Annotated in this window: 18 protein-coding genes; 6 read left to right on the top strand and 12 right to left on the bottom strand. The window is 31.0% G+C overall.

What is annotated here, in order from left to right; all coding sequences use genetic code 11:
* Positions 1-17: 17 nt before the first annotated feature.
* The 10 genes from CAMP5060_RS03025 to nspC all read right to left on the bottom strand — a co-directional run bounded on the left by CAMP5060_RS03025 (position 18) and on the right by nspC (position 12,866).
* Positions 18-3,515, bottom strand: a complete 3,498-nt coding sequence (locus CAMP5060_RS03025) for a bifunctional proline dehydrogenase/L-glutamate gamma-semialdehyde dehydrogenase (RefSeq protein ID WP_337217883.1) — start codon at positions 3,513-3,515, stop codon at positions 18-20.
* A 140-nt stretch (positions 3,516-3,655) separates the two neighbouring features.
* On the bottom strand, positions 3,656-4,687 hold the full coding sequence (gene selD, locus CAMP5060_RS03020) for a selenide, water dikinase SelD (RefSeq protein ID WP_337217882.1): 1,032 nt from the start codon (positions 4,685-4,687) through the stop codon (positions 3,656-3,658).
* Positions 4,684-5,262, bottom strand: coding sequence for a sulfurtransferase-like selenium metabolism protein YedF (yedF, locus tag CAMP5060_RS03015; RefSeq protein ID WP_337217881.1), 579 nt, complete (start codon positions 5,260-5,262; stop codon positions 4,684-4,686). The genes selD and yedF overlap by 4 nt, the downstream gene beginning before the upstream one ends.
* A gap of 48 nt (positions 5,263-5,310) precedes the next feature.
* Entirely contained in the window at positions 5,311-6,039 is a 729-nt protein-coding gene (locus CAMP5060_RS03010) for a winged helix-turn-helix domain-containing protein (protein WP_337217880.1), read from the bottom strand.
* Between the two features lie 55 nt (positions 6,040-6,094).
* Positions 6,095-6,664: a formate dehydrogenase FDH3 subunit beta gene (fdh3B, locus tag CAMP5060_RS03005; RefSeq protein WP_039662920.1), complete on the bottom strand. Its 570-nt coding sequence runs from the start codon at positions 6,662-6,664 to the stop codon at positions 6,095-6,097.
* A 10-nt stretch (positions 6,665-6,674) separates the two neighbouring features.
* Complete coding sequence (locus CAMP5060_RS03000; protein WP_261529549.1) at positions 6,675-9,497, bottom strand: formate dehydrogenase subunit alpha; 2,823 nt, start codon at positions 9,495-9,497, stop codon at positions 6,675-6,677.
* A gap of 16 nt (positions 9,498-9,513) precedes the next feature.
* Positions 9,514-9,717 carry a twin-arginine translocation signal domain-containing protein gene (locus tag CAMP5060_RS02995; protein ID WP_012661099.1) on the bottom strand — a complete coding sequence of 68 codons (204 nt, stop codon included), beginning with the start codon at positions 9,715-9,717 and terminating at the stop codon, positions 9,514-9,516.
* Positions 9,718-9,892: 175 nt separating this feature from the next.
* Positions 9,893-10,573 (bottom strand): TorD/DmsD family molecular chaperone, encoded by a 681-nt coding sequence (locus CAMP5060_RS02990; RefSeq protein WP_087700382.1) that lies wholly within the window; start codon positions 10,571-10,573, stop codon positions 9,893-9,895.
* Positions 10,574-10,636: 63 nt separating this feature from the next.
* A complete protein-coding gene (locus tag CAMP5060_RS02985; protein WP_039627999.1) occupies positions 10,637-11,566 on the bottom strand; it encodes a formate dehydrogenase subunit gamma in 930 nt (309 codons plus the stop codon).
* Between the two features lie 136 nt (positions 11,567-11,702).
* The gene (gene nspC / locus CAMP5060_RS02980) at positions 11,703-12,866 is read right to left on the bottom strand and encodes a carboxynorspermidine decarboxylase (RefSeq protein WP_087700380.1); all 1,164 of its coding nucleotides are present in this window, start codon (positions 12,864-12,866) and stop codon (positions 11,703-11,705) included.
* Positions 12,867-13,011: 145 nt separating this feature from the next.
* Here nspC and CAMP5060_RS02975 point away from each other — a divergent pair, with 145 nt between their 5' ends.
* The 6 genes from CAMP5060_RS02975 (at position 13,012) to CAMP5060_RS02950 (ending at position 19,050) form a co-directional block, all read left to right on the top strand.
* A complete protein-coding gene (locus CAMP5060_RS02975; protein ID WP_337217879.1) occupies positions 13,012-14,556 on the top strand; it encodes a multicopper oxidase family protein in 1,545 nt (514 codons plus the stop codon).
* A gap of 10 nt (positions 14,557-14,566) precedes the next feature.
* Complete coding sequence (locus CAMP5060_RS02970) at positions 14,567-14,788, top strand: MoaD/ThiS family protein (RefSeq protein WP_087700377.1); 222 nt, start codon at positions 14,567-14,569, stop codon at positions 14,786-14,788.
* A gap of 3 nt (positions 14,789-14,791) precedes the next feature.
* Positions 14,792-15,238 carry a molybdopterin synthase catalytic subunit gene (locus tag CAMP5060_RS02965; protein WP_214099906.1) on the top strand — a complete coding sequence of 149 codons (447 nt, stop codon included), beginning with the start codon at positions 14,792-14,794 and terminating at the stop codon, positions 15,236-15,238.
* 1 nt (position 15,239) lies between these two features.
* Entirely contained in the window at positions 15,240-16,421 is a 1,182-nt protein-coding gene (locus CAMP5060_RS02960) for a molybdopterin molybdotransferase MoeA (RefSeq protein WP_337217878.1), read from the top strand.
* A 34-nt stretch (positions 16,422-16,455) separates the two neighbouring features.
* Complete coding sequence (locus CAMP5060_RS02955; RefSeq protein ID WP_337217877.1) at positions 16,456-17,805, top strand: hypothetical protein; 1,350 nt, start codon at positions 16,456-16,458, stop codon at positions 17,803-17,805.
* Positions 17,806-17,967: 162 nt separating this feature from the next.
* Complete coding sequence (locus tag CAMP5060_RS02950) at positions 17,968-19,050, top strand: NAD(P)-dependent alcohol dehydrogenase (RefSeq protein WP_214099903.1); 1,083 nt, start codon at positions 17,968-17,970, stop codon at positions 19,048-19,050.
* On the opposite strand, the gene CAMP5060_RS02945 is transcribed toward CAMP5060_RS02950, so the two are convergent.
* Both CAMP5060_RS02945 and rrpA read right to left on the bottom strand, forming a co-directional pair.
* Entirely contained in the window at positions 19,047-19,499 is a 453-nt protein-coding gene (locus tag CAMP5060_RS02945) for a lipocalin family protein (protein WP_087689501.1), read from the bottom strand. The two genes, CAMP5060_RS02950 and CAMP5060_RS02945, sit on opposite strands and share 4 nt — an antisense overlap.
* The gene (gene rrpA / locus CAMP5060_RS02940; protein WP_087700365.1) at positions 19,496-19,825 is read right to left on the bottom strand and encodes a MarR family transcription factor RrpA; all 330 of its coding nucleotides are present in this window, start codon (positions 19,823-19,825) and stop codon (positions 19,496-19,498) included. Before rrpA ends, CAMP5060_RS02945 begins: the two co-directional genes overlap by 4 nt.
* Positions 19,826-19,968: the final 143 nt, after the last annotated feature.

The following is a 19,968-nucleotide window of genomic DNA, read 5'->3' as shown; positions in this document are numbered from 1 at the left end:
TTTATCTCCTTTTTATATTATTTTAAAGCACGAATGCCTAGATTTCCATAACGATGGAAAGATATACTTAAAGCTTTTTCATTATGATATAAAAGCAACTCAAAACGTCCGTTTATTAAAGGCTTAGCATTAGCGATGATTTTTGCACAACTTGCTGCTTTTATGAAAATTTCATCATTAACATCCAATGGAGCAAAATAACGGATTCTTTCATAATTAGCTATCTTGTTAATGAAATTTTCTTTACTTTCTTTAAGGAATAAAGTTTTAGAGCTAATTTTTTGATTAATCTTTTGTACAAGATCTATTTTTTCATGCTCATCATAACTTAAAATAAGATCAATATTTAGCACACTAGCTGCTAAAATAACTCCCAAAATATCTTTTAAGCTATCATCTTTATGTATTCTATAAGCGATATTTTTAACCTTTGTATAAGAGAAAAGATTATCCTCACCTCTTATATTGACATAATCTTTCGCACTTGCAAATTCATGCTTTGCATGATAAGCATAACTTCTTGCCATAGCTTTAACGACTTCAAAATCGGCTTTATCTTTTTCATTTAAATCTAAGCTTAAAGCATTTAAATTTGATACTAATTCATTGTCCAAAACATTTTGATCAGCTTGACTTTGCTCTATATCTAAAAATTGAGTGATGTAATTATAAATTCCAACCTTTCTACCAAAACCAATGGCTGATTTTTTAATACCACCAAAAGGCTGTCTAAGAACTATAGCTCCTGTTGTTGGTTTATTAATATAAATATTTCCTGCCTCTATGTGAGTATGAAAATACTCCCATTCTCTCTCATCTAAACTTTCAAATCCTGCTGTAAGTCCATAACCTGTTGAATTTACTATATCAATAGCTTCTTTTAAATCTTTTGCTTTCATCACAGTTAAAATTGGTGCAAAAAGCTCATTCATGTGTGTAAAATCACCTTTTTTAGTACCATACTTAATCCCTGGAGTTAAAAGATAAGGATTATCATCTATAAATTTAGGTTTTAAAGCCCAACTTTCATATGGAGCTAACTCATCTAAAGCTTTTTGTAATTTTGCATCTGGCTTATCTGCTAAAGCTCCAAGTTTATTTTTAAATGCAAAAGGATTTCCAACCGCCATAGAACTAGCAGCATCTACCAAAGTCTTTTTGAACTCTTCATCTTCATAAACTTCCTCTTCTAAAACAAGTAAAGAAGTAGCAGAGCATTTTTGACCTGAATTTGAAAATGCTGAATGAATGATATTTTTAATCGCACTATCACGATCAGCAAATTTAGAAACAATAGTTGCGTTTTTACCACCTGTTTCAGCACTTAAAAGTAAAGTTGGATTGGCTTTGAGCATTGCATAAGCAGTTTCTTCCCCACCGGTTAATACTGAAAATTTTACACTTTGATCAACGAGCAAGTATTTTGATATATCACTACCTTTAGCAGGTAAAAAAATCAAAGCATCTTTAGGAATTCCTGCATCCCAAAAACATTTACAAAGCATATAACCTGTTAGCATTGATAAAGATGATGGCTTATATATCACTCTATTGCCTGCAGCTAAAGGTGCTGCTATGGTTCCTACTGAAATACCCACTGGGAAATTCCATGGCGCAATCACCACACCTATACCTTTTGCTTTAAAAGTAGTATTAGGGTTTTGCTCTTTTAGTTTTTCCAAAGAATGCGGATAAAATTCTAAAAAGTCTATAGCCTCACTTACTTCAGGATCAATTTCTAAGAAAGTTTTTCCTACTTCTAAGGCTGCTATACCTATTAAATCTCCTCTACGATCTCTAACAAGTTGGGCAGTTTTTGCTAAAATTTTATAAATTTCATCATGACTTAAATCACTAAAATTTGAGCTCTTAGCTACATCTAAAGCGTGTTTAATCTCTTTTTGGCCTGCTAAATATGCTTTACCTATAGTGCGATTTTTGATTTTATCTTTAACTTCTACTACTTGTAAATTTTCGTTTTTAATTTCCTCTTTTACAACCGGATATACATCATAATTTTCTAAATTTTCATATTTAGTTCTTATATTTTTAGCCCACTCTCTATTTGCTTTTAAGATAAAATCTGTATCAGGTTCGTTTTTAAATTCTTTACTCTCATAAGAACTAATAGCCTTTGTTTCATTGTTTCTATCTTGAGTTCTATGAGTAGAATTATCCAAACTAGCAACGCCTTCTAAGGATTTTATAAATAATTCTTTTTGCATTTGCCAATTTTTATCATTAACTTTAAGATTGAAAAAATATCTCATGAAATTATCTTCACTAGTATTTTCATCAAGTCTTCTTACTAAGTATGCAATAGCATTATTAAAATGTGCTTCATCACAAACTGGAGCATAAAGTATAAGATCATGCATTTTAGAAAGCTCATAAGAACATTGCAAACTCATACCCTCAAGCATTTCAAAAGTAAAAGATGATAAAGCTCCAGCTTGTGAAATTCTAGTATAAGCATAAGCAATTTCAAACAAATTATGGCTTGCAATACCTACATTAATATATTTATGATTATCTCCCTCTAAGACAAAATCAAGCATTTTTTTATAGTTACTATCTGTATCAATTTTTTTATAAAAAGTAGGCAGAGCCCAACCTCTTTGTGAAGCTATAGTTTCTTCACTTTCCATATTCGCTCCTTTTACAAAGCGAATTTTTATAGGCTTCATACCTTTTAAAACTCTTTCTTTTGAAAAAGCAAAAAGTTTTTTCAAATACTCATAAGAATCAGGTAAATAAGCTTGCAAAACAATACCTGCTTTAATATCATATTTTGCAACACTCTCCATAAAAGCTTCAACGGTTAATTCCAAATCTCTAAATTCTTCCATGTCAAGATTGATAAATTTAGACACACCTTGCTTTTTTTCTTCCTCTAAAGCAAGAGCATATAATTTATCCAATCTTTTTACCACCTCATCTTTAGAGTATTCAAAATCAATAATATTGATTTGGGAAAAAATGGTAGTAATTTTAATAGAAATATAAGTAATATAGCTTGTTTTTAATGCTTCTTCGTATTTTTTCATCCTATAAGCACTCTCAGCCTCACCCAAAACCTCTTCACCAATTAAATTTACATTTAAGGTGATTTTATCTTCATCTTTTCTTTTACGCATATGAGGCTCTAAAACACTAGGATTTGCATCTAAAACCATAGCTTTAGTATCTTCTCTTAAATGCTTAATGAAAAATGGCACACTAAGAGTTGGTGCAAATTTTCCAAAATTTAAAAATGAAAAAAGTAAAAATTTTTCAAAAGCACTAAAAAAATCTGCTATGCCATATTTGTTTAAAGTATATTCTATCAGCTCAAAACTAGCACTTTTATCTTTACATCTAAAAGAGCGATCTAAAAGCTCGATCAACATTACTTTATTTTTAGGGTTGTTTAAAAGTTTTTGCATTTTGGCATGAAATTCTTTTTCGCTTTGAGAGATATTACTTTCTATCTTTCTTTGTAATTCTTCAGCTAATTGCAAAGCTTTTTGTATCATTTTTTCCTCCACTTTAATAGTTAATATGTATTTATGATACAAAAAATGCAACGAAAATCAACATATATTTATTTATAATTTATTTTTTTATGTGAAAAAGTAACAAATATAAACATATATTTTTAATTGTAAATAAAATATTAGCGTAATAATAAATAATTATGAGTATTTTTTACACATCTAGCAATAATCTTTGCTTCAATATTGTGATCTTTTAGGATTTTTAAAGCTTTATTTGCTTCATTTTCATTTATGGTAGCTAAAAGTCCACCTGAAGTTTGAGAATCAAAATATACTATATCCTCATCTTTTTCGTTTAAATTTTCAATCCAATTTTTTAGACTATCTTTATTTTTATAAGCTCCTGCTGGGATAATCCCCATATTAGCCATTGACAAAACTCCATCCATCAAAGGAATTTCATTTTTATATACTTCTATCATAATCTCTTTATTTAACATTTCTTTTAAATGCCCCAAAAGACCAAAACCTGTCACATCACTTAAAGCGCTAAGACTTTTAAATTCCCTTAAAATACGACTTGCGTATAAATTTAAAAAGCTCATTTGCTCTATTGCTTTTAAAATATTTTCTTTTTCTAGTAAACCAGCCTTAATAGCAGTGCTAATAATACCACTACCTATAGGCTTAGTAAGTAAAATCACATCACCATCTTTTGCACCATTGTTAGCTATAAATTTTTTAGGATGAACTACACCTGTTACACTAAGACCAAAAATAAATTCATCATTTTCTATAGTATGCCCACCTACTAGCACAGCTCCTGCTTCTTCAACCTTAACTCTAGCACCTTCTAAAACTTCAAGTAAAATTTCATTATTAAAATGACAAGTATCAAAGCCTACAATATTTAAAGCATTAATCGCCTCAGCGCCCATAGCAAATACATCACTTAAGGCATTTGCAGCAGCTATAGCGCCAAAATGATACGCACTATCAACCACAGGTGTGATAAAATCAAGAGTTTGCACTAAAGCTAAATCTTCATTTAGCTTATAAACACTTGCATCTTCGTTATTATTAATACCACTTAAAATATTTTCATGCGGTTTTAAAATGCCAAGAATTTTGTCAAGACCCACCGAGTCTAATTTGGCAGCTCAACCCGCAGCTTTTACGTATTGAGTTAGTTTTTGATCTTTATATATCATAAAGAAATAATCTTTGCCTTTCCAAAAAGTTCATTTAAAATTTCATAAGCATTACCTATTTTACCTATTTTAAGCTCTTTGCTTTTGCCAAAAAATTCCAAACATGCCCCGCAACTATAAATTTCAACTCCTAAATTTTCAAGTTCTTTCATAGCTTCAAATGCCATATGAGAGCAATCAGTATTCATCAAAACACTATCATTAACACAAAGGATTTTTGCGGGTTTATTAGGTAAATCTTTTAAAGTTTTTAAAAAGCCTAGCATTAAATTTTTTCCAAGCTCCCCTTCGCCTACTTTATCACTTTTTAAAAATAATACATTGTATTCTTGTAAATTTTGTTCTTGAGTATGAGCTATATCGCCATCTTTTACAATACTAATAATACTCTCATCATCTAAATCTTTAACATTAAATTTCAAATTTAAAGATTTTAAAAATCTCATTACATTTTCTTTAGAAGCTTGAGAATTTAAAAGAATTTCTAAATTTTCATTTTCTTTTAACTCTTCTAAAGCTTTTTTTGTTTCTATCACTGGACGTGGACAAGCTAAATCTCTACAATCAATTTTCATTTTTTACCTTTTTTATTTAATGATATATTGTTATAACTTGTATTCAAATTAAGTTTTGTCTTTTTCTTGATTTTTTTTGAAAAATAATTCTTTAAAGCGTTTATTGGTGTATTCTTCTACATCTTGTTGTAAAATTTTAAAATTTTGAATTAACTCATAAGCTCTAGGAGTAAGTTTGCTACCTGATTGACTTCCCCTTCCTTTTTTAGCAATAAGTAATTCTTCTTTCATATTTTTTTCTAAATCCTGTATATAAAGCCAAGCTTTTTTATAATTAATCCCTAGTTGTTTAGCCGCTTGGGAAATACTTCCACATTCTCCAACTAATTCTAAAATATCTGTTTTCCCTTTACCAAAAAGCAACTCTCCATCAGGATTTTCTACCCAAATTTTGCTTTTTATATGAAATTTTTTACCTTTTTTTTCTTCAAAACAACCAAGTTCGCAATATTTAACATCAATTTTATAAGTTTTAAGTGTAGCTCTAATATCAGCCATATTAAAGTTTTTAGCACATTCTAAAGCATCTTTACATGATATGCGACGCTTAGAATCTAGTTTTGTTTCTAATTTTTCTAAAATTTCACTTTTTGCTATATTTTTATTTAACTTTCCAAATTGACCTAGCTCACAATCTGAAATTTTTATACTTAATTCTTTTATAACAGTTTGAAAATCTTCTTTAGAATATTGTTTTAAAAGTTCTAGTGCTTTTTTACAAGTAAGTTTATTATTTTCATCAAGATTTTTTTGAATTTGTAAAATTAGTTCTTCCATGAATTAACCTTGGATTATAAGTAGTAAAAAAGGGTGTTTGTAAACACCCTTTGAGTTATTTTGCATCAAGTCCTAAATTTTGACCCTTAAGTAAAACTCTTTTTCTATACATCGCACTAACTTCAGCTGCATCACCAACCAAAAGTGCATTTGTAGAACAAACCGCAGCACACATAGGTACTTTACCCTCTGCGATACGGTTTTGTCCATAAAGTTCTCTTTCTTCATGAGAGTTAGTAGGCTCAGGACCACCTGCACACATGGTACATTTATCCATTTCACCTTTAATACCAAAAGCACCATCTCTTGGAAATTGTGGAGCACCAAAAGGACACGCATAAAGACAATACCCACAACCTATACAAGTTTTTTTATCATGTAAAACAATACCATCAGCTCTAATATAAAAGCATTTTACAGGACAAACTTGCTCACATGGAGCATCTGTACAGTGTTGGCAGGCAAGAGTTGTTGAAAACTCTTTACCTTCTATACCTTCATTTAGAGTGATTACCTTTCTTCTATTAATCCCCACTGGCACTTCGTGCGCACTTGAACAAGCTACTTGACAAGCAAAGCAAGAAATACAGCGATTATTATCTACATAAAATTTCATTCTAGCCATAACTTACCCCTTAAGCCTTTTCAAGTCTGCAAAGTCCTGCATTAAACTCAGAAATTTGCGTATTTATATCAAAACCATAGTTAGTAACCGTATTAGAACTTTCCCCTATAGTATAAGGTTTAGTACCTTCAGGATAATTGTAACTTAAATCCACTCCTTGCATAATACCCGCAAAGTTATAAGGCAAGCAAATTCTATCTGGTGTAACTGAATGATTATGCACACATTTTACTTTAATCTTAGTGCCTTGTGGTGAGTGAATCCACATCATATCACCATCATTTATGCCATATTTTAAAGCAAGTTCAGGATGTACATTAGCAAACATCTCAGGTGTGATTGCAGCAAGATATTTACTAGTTCTCTCAAGCATACCCGCACCACTTAAATTTACTAAACGCATACTTGAAATAATAGTTGGAAATTCTTTACTCCAATCTGTTTTTTGTTGCTCGCTGATAAATTTACTCTCAACTCTAAAGTTTTTCTCTTGATCACCCCAAGTAGGATATTTTTTAACCAAATCCCAACGAGGTGAGTGAATAGGCTCTCTATGTAGTGGAATAGGATCAGCAAATTCCCAAACTTTCATTCTAGCTCTTGCATTACCTAAACAACAAGCACTTTTTTCCCTGCATTTTTCTAAGATTATACCTGAAATATCTGTACTCCAGCTAGCACCCATTAATTCTTTTTCTTTATCGCTTAGTTTGATATTAAACACTTTTTCGATATTTTCTTTAGTAATTTGTGGGTAGCCACCTTTAACTTTACATCCTTTTGGAGTAAAGGCTTCATCTGCTAATTGAGAATGCCCTTCATGCTCTAAACCAAAGCGATTTCTAAAGCCCATACCACCTTCTTCATAAGGTATATCAACATTCCACATGATAGAAGTGCCTGGATGTTGTTTATCCCAACAAGGCCAAGGTAAACCATAATATTCACCTTTAACTTCACCACCAATACCTCTTTGAGTATCAGGATCAAAATGCTCCCAATTTTGTTGGTGTTTTCTTAGACGCTCAGCTGAAATACCTCTTAAGCCTATACTTAAAAGACCATTACTCATTTCTCTTGTAGCATCATCAGGCCATATGAAATTATCATCATTATCATCTCTTGTTTGCACAAGTTTATGATCTTTTAATTCCATTTTCATACCACGAGTGTATTCTTTATAAAAACCAAATTTTTTAGCAAAAGCAAACATAATCTCTTGGTCTTCTTTACTTTCATAAATTGGTTTTACTACTTGAGAACGCCATTGCATAGCACGGTTAGTCGCAGTCACATAACCTTCTGTTTCAAATTGGGTTGAAGCAGGAATAATATAAATTCCATCTGGACGGTCTGCTAAAACTGCTACTTCATTTACAAAAGGTTCAGCGATTACAATCATATCAAGTTTTTTAAGCGCTTCTTGAATTTTTACCGTATGCGCCATAGAAGTAATACCCGTTCCTTGAACCCAAAGCACACGGATAGGTGAGTTAGAATAAGTTTTTTCTTCATGTAAAACGCCTTGCCACCATTTTGCTAGTGAAAAGCCTTTTTCATGCATCCATTCTTTAGAATAAAATCTTGAATTTAAATACTCTCTCTCAACATTCCATACATTAGAAAAATGATTCCAAGCATTATCATCAAGCCCATAATAAGCTGGTAAAGTATCAGCTAAACAACCCATATCAGTAGCACCTTGAACATTATCATGACCTCTGATGATATTTGTTCCTGCACCTGGTTTGCCTATATTACCAAGAACGAGTTGCAAGATAGCTAGAATTCTTGTATTAGAGCTACCTACTGAGTGTTGAGTAATACCTAAAGCCCAAAATAGTGTAGCAGGTTTGATTGTAGCTAGCATTCTTGTGATTTTTTCAAGTTGAGCAGCTGGAACACCTGTTACATCTTCTACAACCTCAGGAGTCCATTTAGCAGCCTCTGCTTTTATTTCTTCAACCCCATAAGTTCTAGTTTTGATTAATTCTTTATCTTCCCAACCATTTTTAAAGATTAAATGAAGCATACCATAAACTAAAGCTATATCTGTACCTGGACGAATTCTTACGTATTCATCAGCATGCACTGCAGTTTTTGTAAATACAGGATCTACAACTACTAATTTAGCATTATTACGATCTTTTGCTTGCAATAAGTGTTTAAATCCGATAGGATTTGCCACAGCAGTATTTGCACCAAAAATAATCATCATTTTTGAGTGTTTAGTCACATCACCAAAATGATTTGTCATAGCGCCATAACCCCATGTATTCGCCACACCGGCGACTGTTGCGCTGTGTCAAATTCTAGCAACGTGGTCTATATTATTAGTACCCCAAAATGCTGCAAATTTTCTAAAATAATAAGCTTGTTGATTATTAAATTTAGCCGAACCTAAAAACATAACGCTATCAGGCCCATTTTCCTTACGGATTTCAAGCATTCTATCACCAATTTCATTGATAGCTTGTTCCCAAGTTAAACGTACCCATTTGCCGTTTTCTTTTTTCATAGGATATTTAATACGCTGTTTTGATTTAGTAAGATCGATTTGATCTATCCCTTTACAGCAGTGTGATCCTTGTGAAATAGGATGTTCTATAGCGTTTTCTTGACGCACCCAAACTCCATCTTGCACTTCTGCTTTAATTCCACAGCCTGCACTACAGATACTACAGATTGTTCTAACAATCTTAGAATCTGGATAAGGATTTGCTACTTCTTGTTCACTTGCAACTCTAATAGCTTTGTTTTCACTACCAAAAGCCGCACTTCCAAGACCAGCAATACCAGCAAGCTTAAGAAAATTTCTTCTTGCTAATGCCATCTTCTTCCTTTCTTAATTAATAAGCTATTTTGTAGTATTTTTCCCAATGCATAGTTTTTTTATAAAGCACTTCTTTTTTAGTACTTTTTCCTAAAACTACGGTATTTTGCTCTTGGTAATCATCTTTAGCTAAAGCATTCACACTTGCCCCAGCTACTACCCCTAAAGCACCAATTTTCAAAGATTTTTTTAAAAAATCCCTTCTTTGATTGGCCTCCATGTTCTCTCCTTTGAAATAAAAGTAAAGAATAACTATAAATACTTATTTTCAAAGTATTTACACACTTAACAGAGTAAATTTTGCATATTTTCACTTAAGATTTTATTTAATTTCTATTTTCATAAAAAGATGATTTTGATAATATGTATTTTGGTAACAAAATACATATTAATTTTTATAATTTGCTAAGTTCTTCTATATTTGTTTTGCTAAATTTAGTAGGAAGTCTTGGTTCATAAGGAAGTCTTTGTAAAGCTTCATCTGCTATACTTTTACCTTCTTTTTTTACAGGCGCTTGTACTTCTAAATAAGCCCTTTCGTTTGCAAAAAAGACTTTCATAATATTAGCAATAGCAATGTAAAAATTTGAGTTTTTGTGGATTTGTAATTTTTCTATAAACTCATCTATCACAGGGTTTATCACAAAACGAAATAATTGCTGTGCAACTTTTAAATCATGCTCAATAATACTTGCCATAAAAGCAAATAAAAAGCCAAATTCATCTTCACTTTGTCTGCAATCTTCTTTTTTTCTAAATTTGGTTTTTCTAATGATTTCACAAGCTTGAAGCTTCATTTTACCATCATCTCTACCCTCATCGTAAAAAGAAGCACTAATAGGTACATTCACATAAGAAAAATCAAAAAACACCGCATTTTGTTCTTCTTTAAAACTTGCAAAATCACATGCACTAAGTTTTTCAAAATCAGACTTTAAACTATCATCTAAAGGGCTTTGAGCTAAAACTAAAACTTGTTCATGCCAAATTTTAAACTCTTTTTCATCGATAAAATTAAAAGCTTTTGAAAAAAATTCATAAAAATATTTGCGCGAAAGATCAATATCTTGTATCATTAATTTTCCTTGTTATTTTTATTTGATTATAACAAGGAAAATTTAAAAAAATCAAGTGAGATTTTAAAATTTTGTTTTAGAATCGTAAGTAAATGATGGATTGATTTGTTTTTTATCGCTTAATTCTTTATACCAATAAGAGTGTAAAATATAAACTTCCTCTTCTTCCTTATAACCACTAATCATAGAGTGGATACTTCCTTTAATAGCAAATACAGCCATATAAATATGAATAGCAAAAAATACCGCACATAAAATACCCAAAATATTATGGATGATAGCTGAAGCTCTTAAAATATCTATATGAGAAATTCCAAAAATAGACTGTAAGGAAGTAGAATTAAAATCAAGGAAAAACATAAACGCACCGGTGATTATCATCAAAAAGCCACCAAAAACAGCTATATAATACCAAGATTTTTGACCAAAATTAAACTTACCCGCAGGAACAGGTTTTTTCTCTTTGCTTAAATATCCACCTACTATCATCATCCATCTTAAATCATAACTTGCAGGAAGCATTCTTTTAATCCAACACAAAAGCATAGGAATGATAGAAATGATAAATAAAATGGTAGCAATGCCATGTAAGTTTTTACACATTCTTACAAAAAATCCACCACCAAAATACGATCCAAAAATCATAATAAGTCCGGTTGGCACAAGGATAATCCAAGAAATTGCCGCTACAAAATGAAACAATCTTTCAAATACTGAAAAAGCATAAATTTTCTTACCATCATGAGAAAATTTCTTTGGACCTATGACCATATAGTGCAATGCAAAAGCTGAAATAACCACTATAAGTATAATCAAAACAGCACTTGCAATATACTCACCTTGCAGTTTAGTCCACAAAGCACCAAAATTTTGATAACTTTCTATATTCATCACTCTTTGCACATCCCAAATTTGAGTATTTTTAACTTCAAAATTTTCTTGAGCAAATAGAAAGTTAAAACAGGCTAAAAGAGCTAGTATAACCCTATGCATAAATTACTCCTAAACATTACACGCTAGAAAAAGCTTAGCGTTGTAGTTTTGTTAATTTTCAGTTTCCATTTTTATTTTAAAAAAAGTTTTATTTAAAAAACATAAATTTGCAAAAAACTACAAAAAAACTCAATTTTTAGTTTCTTTTTGAATAATTTTCATAGCCAAATTCTCTTACCATAGATAAATTTTCATTCTTATCCAAGAACATTAAATTTGGAAGTCTTACTCCATTAAAAGTGGTGTTTTTAACTATAGAATAATGAATTTGATCTAAAAATACTATTTTTTGTCCTATTTTTAACTCTTGAGTAAAAGCATACTCACCCATGATATCTCCTGCTAGGCAAGTATTACCACCAAGTAAATAAGCAAATTCATTTTCTTTTAACTCGCTATATTTTTCCCCATCACGACTTGATAAAATTCTAGCATTTAAAACCTCGCTTGTATAAGGCATGATGATAGTATCTGGCATATGAGCTTCGCTTGAAGTATCTAAAATAGCTATTTTTTTCTCATTTTCTACTATGTCTATCACACTTGCAACTAAAGTTCCACACTGCCAACCCACAGCCTCACCTGGCTCAAGATACACTTGCACTCCATATTTATCGCTAAATTTTTTACAAAGATCAATTAGTTTTTGCGTGTCATAGCCTTCTTTTGTAATGTGATGACCCCCGCCAAAATTAACCCATTTCATATTTTTAATAAATTTTGAAAATTTAGCTTCAAAAGCATTTAACACAAGCTCTAAAGAATGTGCACTTTCTTCACATAAAGCATGAAAATGAAGCCCACTTAAGGCACTTAAATCTTCATTTTCAAAATCAATCGCACGAATTCCTAATCTTGAAAATCTACCACAAGGATTATAAAGTTCTTTTGGAGCCACTGAAAGCTCTGGATTACAACGCAAACCAAGAAATTTGTGGCTTGCTTTATCTTTAAATTTTTTAAACTGATTAAAAGAGTTAAATACTATATGGTGTGAAAGATCTATGATTTCATCTATTTCATCATCTTTAAAAGCAGGTGAAAAAGTATGAATTTCTTTGTTCATATATTCTTTTGCAAATTTAGCTTCCCAAAGCCCGCTACAAGTACAACCTGATAAATACTCGCCCACTATATCCATAGCACCTGAAAAAGCAAAACCCTTTAGGGCAAGCAAAACTTTTGCTCCACTTTGCTCGCTCACTTTAGCCAAAAGCTCACAATTTTTTCTAAGCTTGTCTTCTTCTAAAATATAAGCAGGGGTTTGAAAGTCTTTATCTAGATGATTTTTAATTAGCATTATTTGTCCTTAATTTTTTAATTTAAAACCACTTGTATAACAAATCATATTAAAATTATATCTTGTTTTTATAATTTACCATCATTAATCAAATAATAGTTATAATCAAAATCCAAATCAAAATTAATTTAGGAGTGAAAATTTAATGAACAGAAGGTTATTTTTAAAATTTAATGCTTTAGGTTTAGCAAGTATTAGCAGTGCTTATGCAATGGGAGATCATTCTCATCATAATATGCACTCAAAACATACACAAAAAGATGTAAAAGAAATCAATACTTCTTTTATAAAACTAGAAAATCCAAACATTAAACTACTCGATGAAAAAGACTTTCCTAGCGGACAAACATTAGCAAATTTAAAACTTCTAAAAAACACAAGTACAAAGAAAAATTTCTTTAGATCAAGTATAGAAATCAAAGAAAGTCAAATAGAACTTATTAAAGGTAAAAAAACAAAATGCTTTACTTACAATGGCTCTATACCTGGACCTAAAATAGAAGTTTATGAAGGTGATACTGTGGAAATTTTGGTAAAAAATAGTTTAAAAGAGCCAACTACTATCCACTGGCATGGACTTGACATACCACCTGAGCAAGATGGCAACCCACACGATCCTATCATGCCTGGCAGAGAAAGAATTTATCGCTTTAAACTTGGAGAAAATTCAGCAGGAACTTACTGGTATCATCCACACCCACACTACACCACAGCAAAGCAAGTTTATAAAGGCTTAGCAGGGGTGTTTGTAGTAAAAGCCAAAAAAGACGCGTTGTCGCATTTACAAGAACAAGATTGGGTGATTAGTGATTTGCGTTTAGATGAAAACGCACAAATTCCTGATAATAATTTATTTGATTGGCTAAATGGTAGAGAAGGAAATTTAGTTCTTATTAATGGACAATTAAAGCCAAAAATAACACTTGACAAAGCTCAAAGAATTCGTATTTATAATTTTTGTGCGGCAAGATATTTAAATTTACGCATTAAAGGTGCTAAATTTATTTTAGTAGGAACTGATGGAGGGCTTATAGAAAAAGGTGTTGAGTTAGATGAGTTATTTTTAAGTCCCGCTTCAAGAGTAGAAGTGCTAATCAAAGCAAGTAAGGGCGATTTTAAACTTGAAAGTACTTATTATGACCGCGATAAAATGCTTGTTAAAGAAAAACCTTACACTCTTATGTTAGCTGATCTTAAAATAGAAAAAGCTATAGAAAACATACCGGAAAAATTACGCGAATTTCCACCTTTAAAAGAAGCTACAAGCTTTAAAGAAGTGATTATGAATGAAGATCATATGCAAATGCATGGTATTAGTAAAAAAAGTGAAGAAGAAATCAAAAAAAGCCTTGCTTCTATGTTTTTAATCAATGGTAAAACATTTGATATGAATAGAACGGATTTAACCTCAAAATTAAATGAGGTAGAAGAATGGGTAGTAAAAAACAAATCGCATATGGATCATCCTTTCCATATACACGGAACACAATTTGAACTCATATCTTCTAAATTTAAGGGTAAAATAACAAAAGCAAAATTCAGAGCATTGCAAGATACGATTAATGTAAAACCTGGAGAAGAATTAAGACTTAGAATGAGTCAAAAATTTACCGGTATTAGAATGTTTCACTGCCATATTTTAGAGCATGAAGATCTTGGAATGATGGGAATTTTAGAAATCAAAGAATAAAGGTAAAAAAATGGTAAAAGTTGAATTTCTAGGGCCAATTAACAAAGAAAGCTTAGAACTAAACGTAAGCAATCTTAAAGAATTAAAAGCAATTTTAGGGCAAGATGAAAGCTTAAAAGAATGGCTTGATCTTTGTGCAGTTGCCTTAAATGATGAAATGGTTTTTGATGATGAAACTACCTTAAAAGATGGGGATAAAATATGTTTATTACCACCGGTTTGTGGAGGATGAGTTATGTTTGAATTACATCAAGGAGCCTTAGAAATTCCTAGCATTTATGCTAGATGGTATGAATATGCTAAAGATAAAAACTGCGGAGCTTTGATCACATTTTGTGGTATAGTGAGGGCTGAAGATGAGATTGAGGCTTTGAGTTTTGATATATATGAGCCTTTATTAAAAACTTGGTTTGAAAAGTGGTGCCAAAAACTTGCGAATGAAAATGTAAGTTTGATGTTTGCTCACTCTATCGGCGAGGTTAAGGTGCGTGAGAGTTCTTATTTTGCTGGGGTTTTAAGCAAACAAAGAAAATTAGGACTTAAGCTGATTAATGATTTTGTAGAAGATTTTAAAGCAAGCGCACCTATATGGAAATATGATATCATCAATGGTGAAAAAATTTATGCCAAAGAACGCTCTTTGAAACTTCAAGGAGCAGGAATTTTAAGCACTAAGGACTAAAATGCTAACTTCTTATAGCCAAAGTTTAGACATACTTCATTCACACATACAAGCATATGAAAAGATAGAAAACATTGCTTTAACACAATGCTTAGATAGAATTTTAGCCATAGACATCAAAGCTTCTACTAATAACCCTCAATTTCCCACTGCTTCTATGGATGGCTATGCGATCAAATTTAGCGAACAAGATGAGCCTTTGTCTATCATAGGTGAAGTACCTGCGGGAGTTTTTCCAAGCTTTAAAATACAAAATAAAGAATGCGTTAAAACCTTTACAGGCTCTTTATTGAGTGAGGGTTGTGATACCTTAGTGCCTGTTGAAAAAGTAGAAGTTAAAAATGGTGTGGTTTATATAAAAGAAAAAGTTCCACAAGGCTTTGCTGTAAGAAAGGTGGGCGAGAGCTACACTGAAGGTGAAATTTTACTCACAAAAGGCACAAAGCTAGGCTATAGCGAGATAGCACTTTTAGCCGAGCTTGGATATTTTCATATTAGTGTTTTTGCTAAACCTATCATAGGCGTGCTAAGTAGCGGAAGTGAGATCAAAGACTTAGGCGAAAGCTTAGAACACCCTGCACAAATTCGCTCATCAAACCATGTAGCCATAGCTAATATGGCAAAAAAACTTGGTGCTGAAGCTAGAATTTTCCCACTTTTAAAAGATGATATGCAAAAAACTCCAAGTGTTTTAAAACAAGCACTTAATGCGTGTGATATTTTAGTTACCACTGGTGGAGTTTCCATGGGGGATTTTGACTTTTTAAAGCAAGCTGTTAAAGAGTATGAAATCATCATAGACAAAGTCGATGTAAAACCTGGCAAACACATCAAAATAGCCAAATTTGAAGATAAATTCATCTTTGCCCTGCCGGGTTTTCCATACTCGGCTATGGTGATGTTTAATTTATATGTAAGAGAACTTTTAAATGCTTGGCTTTTACAAGAAAAAGACTACGTGTTTAAGGCATTTGCAAATACTGACTATAAGAAAAAAAGTCCGCATTTAGAATTTGTAGCATGTAATGTAGAATTTAAAGATGGAAAAATTTATGCCAATTTAAAAGGTAAAAAACAAGGCTCAAGTGCTATCATCAACAACCTTAACCACAAAGCTGCACTTATGATAGCAAATGATGACATAAAAGAAAATGATTTAGTGGATATTGTTTTAATGCCTTAATACTAATTGTGATAATATAAAATAAGGATTATTAATGAATTTTGAAACCCTGCTAGCTACAAAAGAAAAAAAGCTACAAGATTGTCAAGAATTAATTGAAGAACTTAAAAAAGAAGAAGAAATTTTAAACCATGAAAATATAAAGATAATAAATAGAAGATTACAAGAACTTATAAATAAAGAAATATTATTTTTTAATAATTTAGAATACACAAAATTTAAAAACAACCCTCATGAAATCAATGATTTAGAAGATGAAATTTATTTTTGTTTTAATTTGTATGTAAAGAATATTAATAAAATAAAACTAGAAAAGCTCAATAAACATAAATCCGAACTTACAAAATCTCATAGAATAAGAAAATATATGCAAGATTTTACTAATACATTAAAATCAATTTTTAAAAAATCAGAAGAGTTAATTTTTAAATCTGAATCCAAATTTATAAAATATAAAGAATCTTATATAACAAGAAAAGATACACAATATTTTACCAATATTTCAAAATTGATTTTAAAGAAATCAAAAGATTTATTTTCATTGATTAATATCGTGGGATTTTTTATAGCCATATTCATACTAGCACAGCATTTTATACAAACAAAAACTATTCCTTCTATAGACAATCATAAGATAATCGCTTTGGCAGTAACAGGTATTTTATTTGGAGGTATTTTTTGTTTTTTCTATACAGCAATATTCGTTTTTTCAAGAGAATTACATAAATATTTTCTTAAAATACCAAGAATAATTCCTACAGTAATTTGCCTTACCGCATCAATAACAGCTTTTGTTACACTAAGCGATCTTAGTTTATTTGTAATTATATTAATTGTTATAAATATAATACTATGGTTTTTTGAAAAAAAATATATAATTTCATCAAACATAATAGAAATTTGCGCAATGCAGATTATACTAATATTTATATTGTATGTAGTTATTGCTTTTATTTATGCCCTTGTTATTATTAATACACAAATAAATGATAATATTTATTATCATTTAGTTCTTGTCTGCATTGTTTTTTGTATTTTATTCAGCTTTTTATTTTACATTAATGATTTTAAATTTTTTATACTTATCAATGCTATCATCTTGATTTTTTCTCTTTTTGCTTTAAACAAAAATATTATTTCCTATTTAAAAATAGGTAATTTTGACGCAGAATTATTACTAAGCAAAAATAAATTTCTAAAAGATAAATTAATAGATAATAATATCAGCTTTATTGAAAACACAGAAGGTATAAAAGTAGAAAATATACACATTCTATCGGATGCAAAAGATGTTTATTATATACAAAGTAAAAAAGAAAATAATACATCCACAGAAAAATCATTTATAATAGATAAAAAATATGTTTTAGATAAAAATTTTTAATTTTTGAAAAATTCACAACTACCGAGAAAAACTCGGTAGTTAAATTATATGTTTTTTTACAAAACCCTTAAACGCACCTTGAGTATAGTATCTTACTTTATTTTCCCTATTGCAATAAAAACCTAGCTTTAATATAATTTCAAAAACCACAAAGGAGAGAAAATGGACTCAAAAATCTTTTTAGAAAATGGTCGTGTTAAAAGTAAAGGCTATGCTATGCTTAGCAAGGATTCTAAATTCACACCTTTTGAATTTACACGCCATAAAGTAGGTAAAAACGACATCTTAATCGCTATCAAATACGCAGGAATTTGCCATAGTGACATACACACCGCAAGAAGCGAATGGGGCGAGGCAACCTACCCTTGCGTGCCTGGCCATGAGATAGCAGGAGAAGTTATCGCAGTGGGTGAAAATGTGAGTAAATTTAAAGTAGGTGATTTTGCTGGAGTTGGGTGTATGGTAAACTCATGCGGAGAGTGCGAAGCATGCAAAAAATCTCAAGAGCAATTTTGCGAAAATGGTAAAACCATCTACACTTATAACTGCAAAGATGTATTTCATGATAATGAAAACACCTATGGAGGCTACTCAAACAACATCGTAGTAAGTGAAAAATTTGCTATCAATGTACCAAAAAATGCTCCGCTTGACAAAGTGGCGCCTTTACTTTGTGCGGGTATTACTACCTACTCACCGCTTAAATTTTCAAATATCAAAGAAGGCTCAAGCGTAGCCATAGCAGGATTTGGTGGACTTGGTATGATGGCAGTTAAATATGCTGTAAAAATGGGTGCAAAAGTAAGTGTTTTTGCAAGAAATGAGAACAAAAAAGCAGAAGCTCTAGCTATGGGTGTGAGTAATTTTTATACTAGTACAGATAAAAGTGTGGTAAAAGAAAGATTTGACCTCATCATCTCTACCATACCAACACCTTATGATCCGCTAGCTTATATGGATTTGTTAAAATTTGGTGGCGAGATGGCTATAGTAGGATTACCTCCACATGAAGTAAGTCCTAGCATTAACATCATTCATTTTGTATTTAAAGCAGGTAAAAAAGTATATGGCTCGCTTATTGGGGGCATTAAAGAAACTCAAGAAATGCTTGATTTTTCTTTAGAACATGGAATTTATCCTGAAATTGAACTCATCAAACCAAGTGAGATTGACAAAGCTTATGAAAATCTCACTTCAGGAAAAGCCAAATTCCGCTATGTAATCGATATGAGTGCAGAGGATTAATACTCATCAAAAATCACATCACTAGTATCAAAACCTCTTTGCTTGGCTATTTCAAGCAAAGAGTTTATTTGCTCTTTTACTAAAATCTCTCTTGATAAAATCCAAAGATATTTTTTATCAGGACTACCTACGATAGAAACTTGATAATTTGTATCAATGTAAATAATCTCATAATTTGGTTTGTTAAAAACATTCATAAAAATACTAAATTTAACCGCCAAAGATCTTGGGGATTTTACCCTAGCTTTGCCATTTGCTTGAGAGATTTCTCCATTTTCTTTTGTGCATATATTTTTAACTTTTATTATAGGCGTAGAGCCTTCATACTCTAGCTCATATTCTGCCTTAGCACTTTTGCAAGTTTTTTGAAAAAATGCAGGTTTTCTAGCCATTTCTAGCCATGTACCCATGTATTTTTCTAAATTTATACCATCTAATAATTCTATCATTTTTCTTCCTTTTGATTTGCCTCACCCCAATCACACATCGCTTGTAAAATAGGGATCAAACTTTGTCCTTTTTTAGCAAGGCGGTATTCTACTTTTGGAGGGATTTGTGGGTATTCTTTACGCGTGATTAAATCATCATTTTCAAGCTCTCTTAAAGTATGCGTTAGAGTCTTAAAAGAAATATTGCCAAGATATCTTTTAAGCTCATTATATCTTACAACTTCATAGCGAAATAAACAATACAAAACACTCATCTTATACTTTCCCGAAATCAAAGACAAGGTATAGTTAAACCCACATTCTGTAAAATCGCACTTTTCTTCCATATACTTTCCTTTAATATAGTATTATGCTTTTTTATATTATAATCCAAAATCATTTTTTATCAAAATGAAACACATTAAAAAGGATTTCGATGGATTTCATCACAAATCTTATCATTGCTGCTATTGTTGGTGGTGCATGTGGA

It is taken from the genome of Campylobacter sp. 1569, assembly GCF_024723675.1.
Taxonomy (GTDB): Bacteria; Campylobacterota; Campylobacteria; order Campylobacterales; family Campylobacteraceae; genus Campylobacter_D; species Campylobacter_D jejuni_C.
Note: the sequence above shows the minus strand (reverse complement) of the source record. Positions and strands in the feature narration are given on the sequence as shown.

Bases quoted from the DNA above. Each gene is read 5' to 3' on its own strand.
- CAMP5060_RS03025 (WP_337217883.1), bottom strand. From the start codon at position 3,515: ATGATACAAAAAGCTTTGCAATTAGCTGAAGAATTACAAAGAAAGATA.
- CAMP5060_RS02950 (WP_214099903.1), top strand. From the start codon at position 17,968: ATGGACTCAAAAATCTTTTTAGAAAATGGTCGTGTTAAAAGTAAAGGC.
- CAMP5060_RS02990 (WP_087700382.1), bottom strand. From the start codon at position 10,573: ATGATACAAGATATTGATCTTTCGCGCAAATATTTTTATGAATTTTTT.
- CAMP5060_RS02960 (WP_337217878.1), top strand. From the start codon at position 15,240: ATGCTAACTTCTTATAGCCAAAGTTTAGACATACTTCATTCACACATA.
- CAMP5060_RS02945 (WP_087689501.1), bottom strand. From the start codon at position 19,499: ATGATAGAATTATTAGATGGTATAAATTTAGAAAAATACATGGGTACA.
- yedF (WP_337217881.1), bottom strand. From the start codon at position 5,262: ATGAAAATTGATTGTAGAGATTTAGCTTGTCCACGTCCAGTGATAGAA.
- nspC (WP_087700380.1), bottom strand. From the start codon at position 12,866: ATGCTAATTAAAAATCATCTAGATAAAGACTTTCAAACCCCTGCTTAT.
- rrpA (WP_087700365.1), bottom strand. From the start codon at position 19,825: ATGGAAGAAAAGTGCGATTTTACAGAATGTGGGTTTAACTATACCTTG.
- CAMP5060_RS02955 (WP_337217877.1), top strand. From the start codon at position 16,456: ATGAATTTTGAAACCCTGCTAGCTACAAAAGAAAAAAAGCTACAAGAT.
- CAMP5060_RS02985 (WP_039627999.1), bottom strand. From the start codon at position 11,566: ATGCATAGGGTTATACTAGCTCTTTTAGCCTGTTTTAACTTTCTATTT.
- CAMP5060_RS02965 (WP_214099906.1), top strand. From the start codon at position 14,792: ATGTTTGAATTACATCAAGGAGCCTTAGAAATTCCTAGCATTTATGCT.
- CAMP5060_RS02975 (WP_337217879.1), top strand. From the start codon at position 13,012: ATGAACAGAAGGTTATTTTTAAAATTTAATGCTTTAGGTTTAGCAAGT.
- CAMP5060_RS03010 (WP_337217880.1), bottom strand. From the start codon at position 6,039: ATGGAAGAACTAATTTTACAAATTCAAAAAAATCTTGATGAAAATAAT.
- fdh3B (WP_039662920.1), bottom strand. From the start codon at position 6,664: ATGGCTAGAATGAAATTTTATGTAGATAATAATCGCTGTATTTCTTGC.
- CAMP5060_RS02995 (WP_012661099.1), bottom strand. From the start codon at position 9,717: ATGGAGGCCAATCAAAGAAGGGATTTTTTAAAAAAATCTTTGAAAATT.
- CAMP5060_RS02970 (WP_087700377.1), top strand. From the start codon at position 14,567: ATGGTAAAAGTTGAATTTCTAGGGCCAATTAACAAAGAAAGCTTAGAA.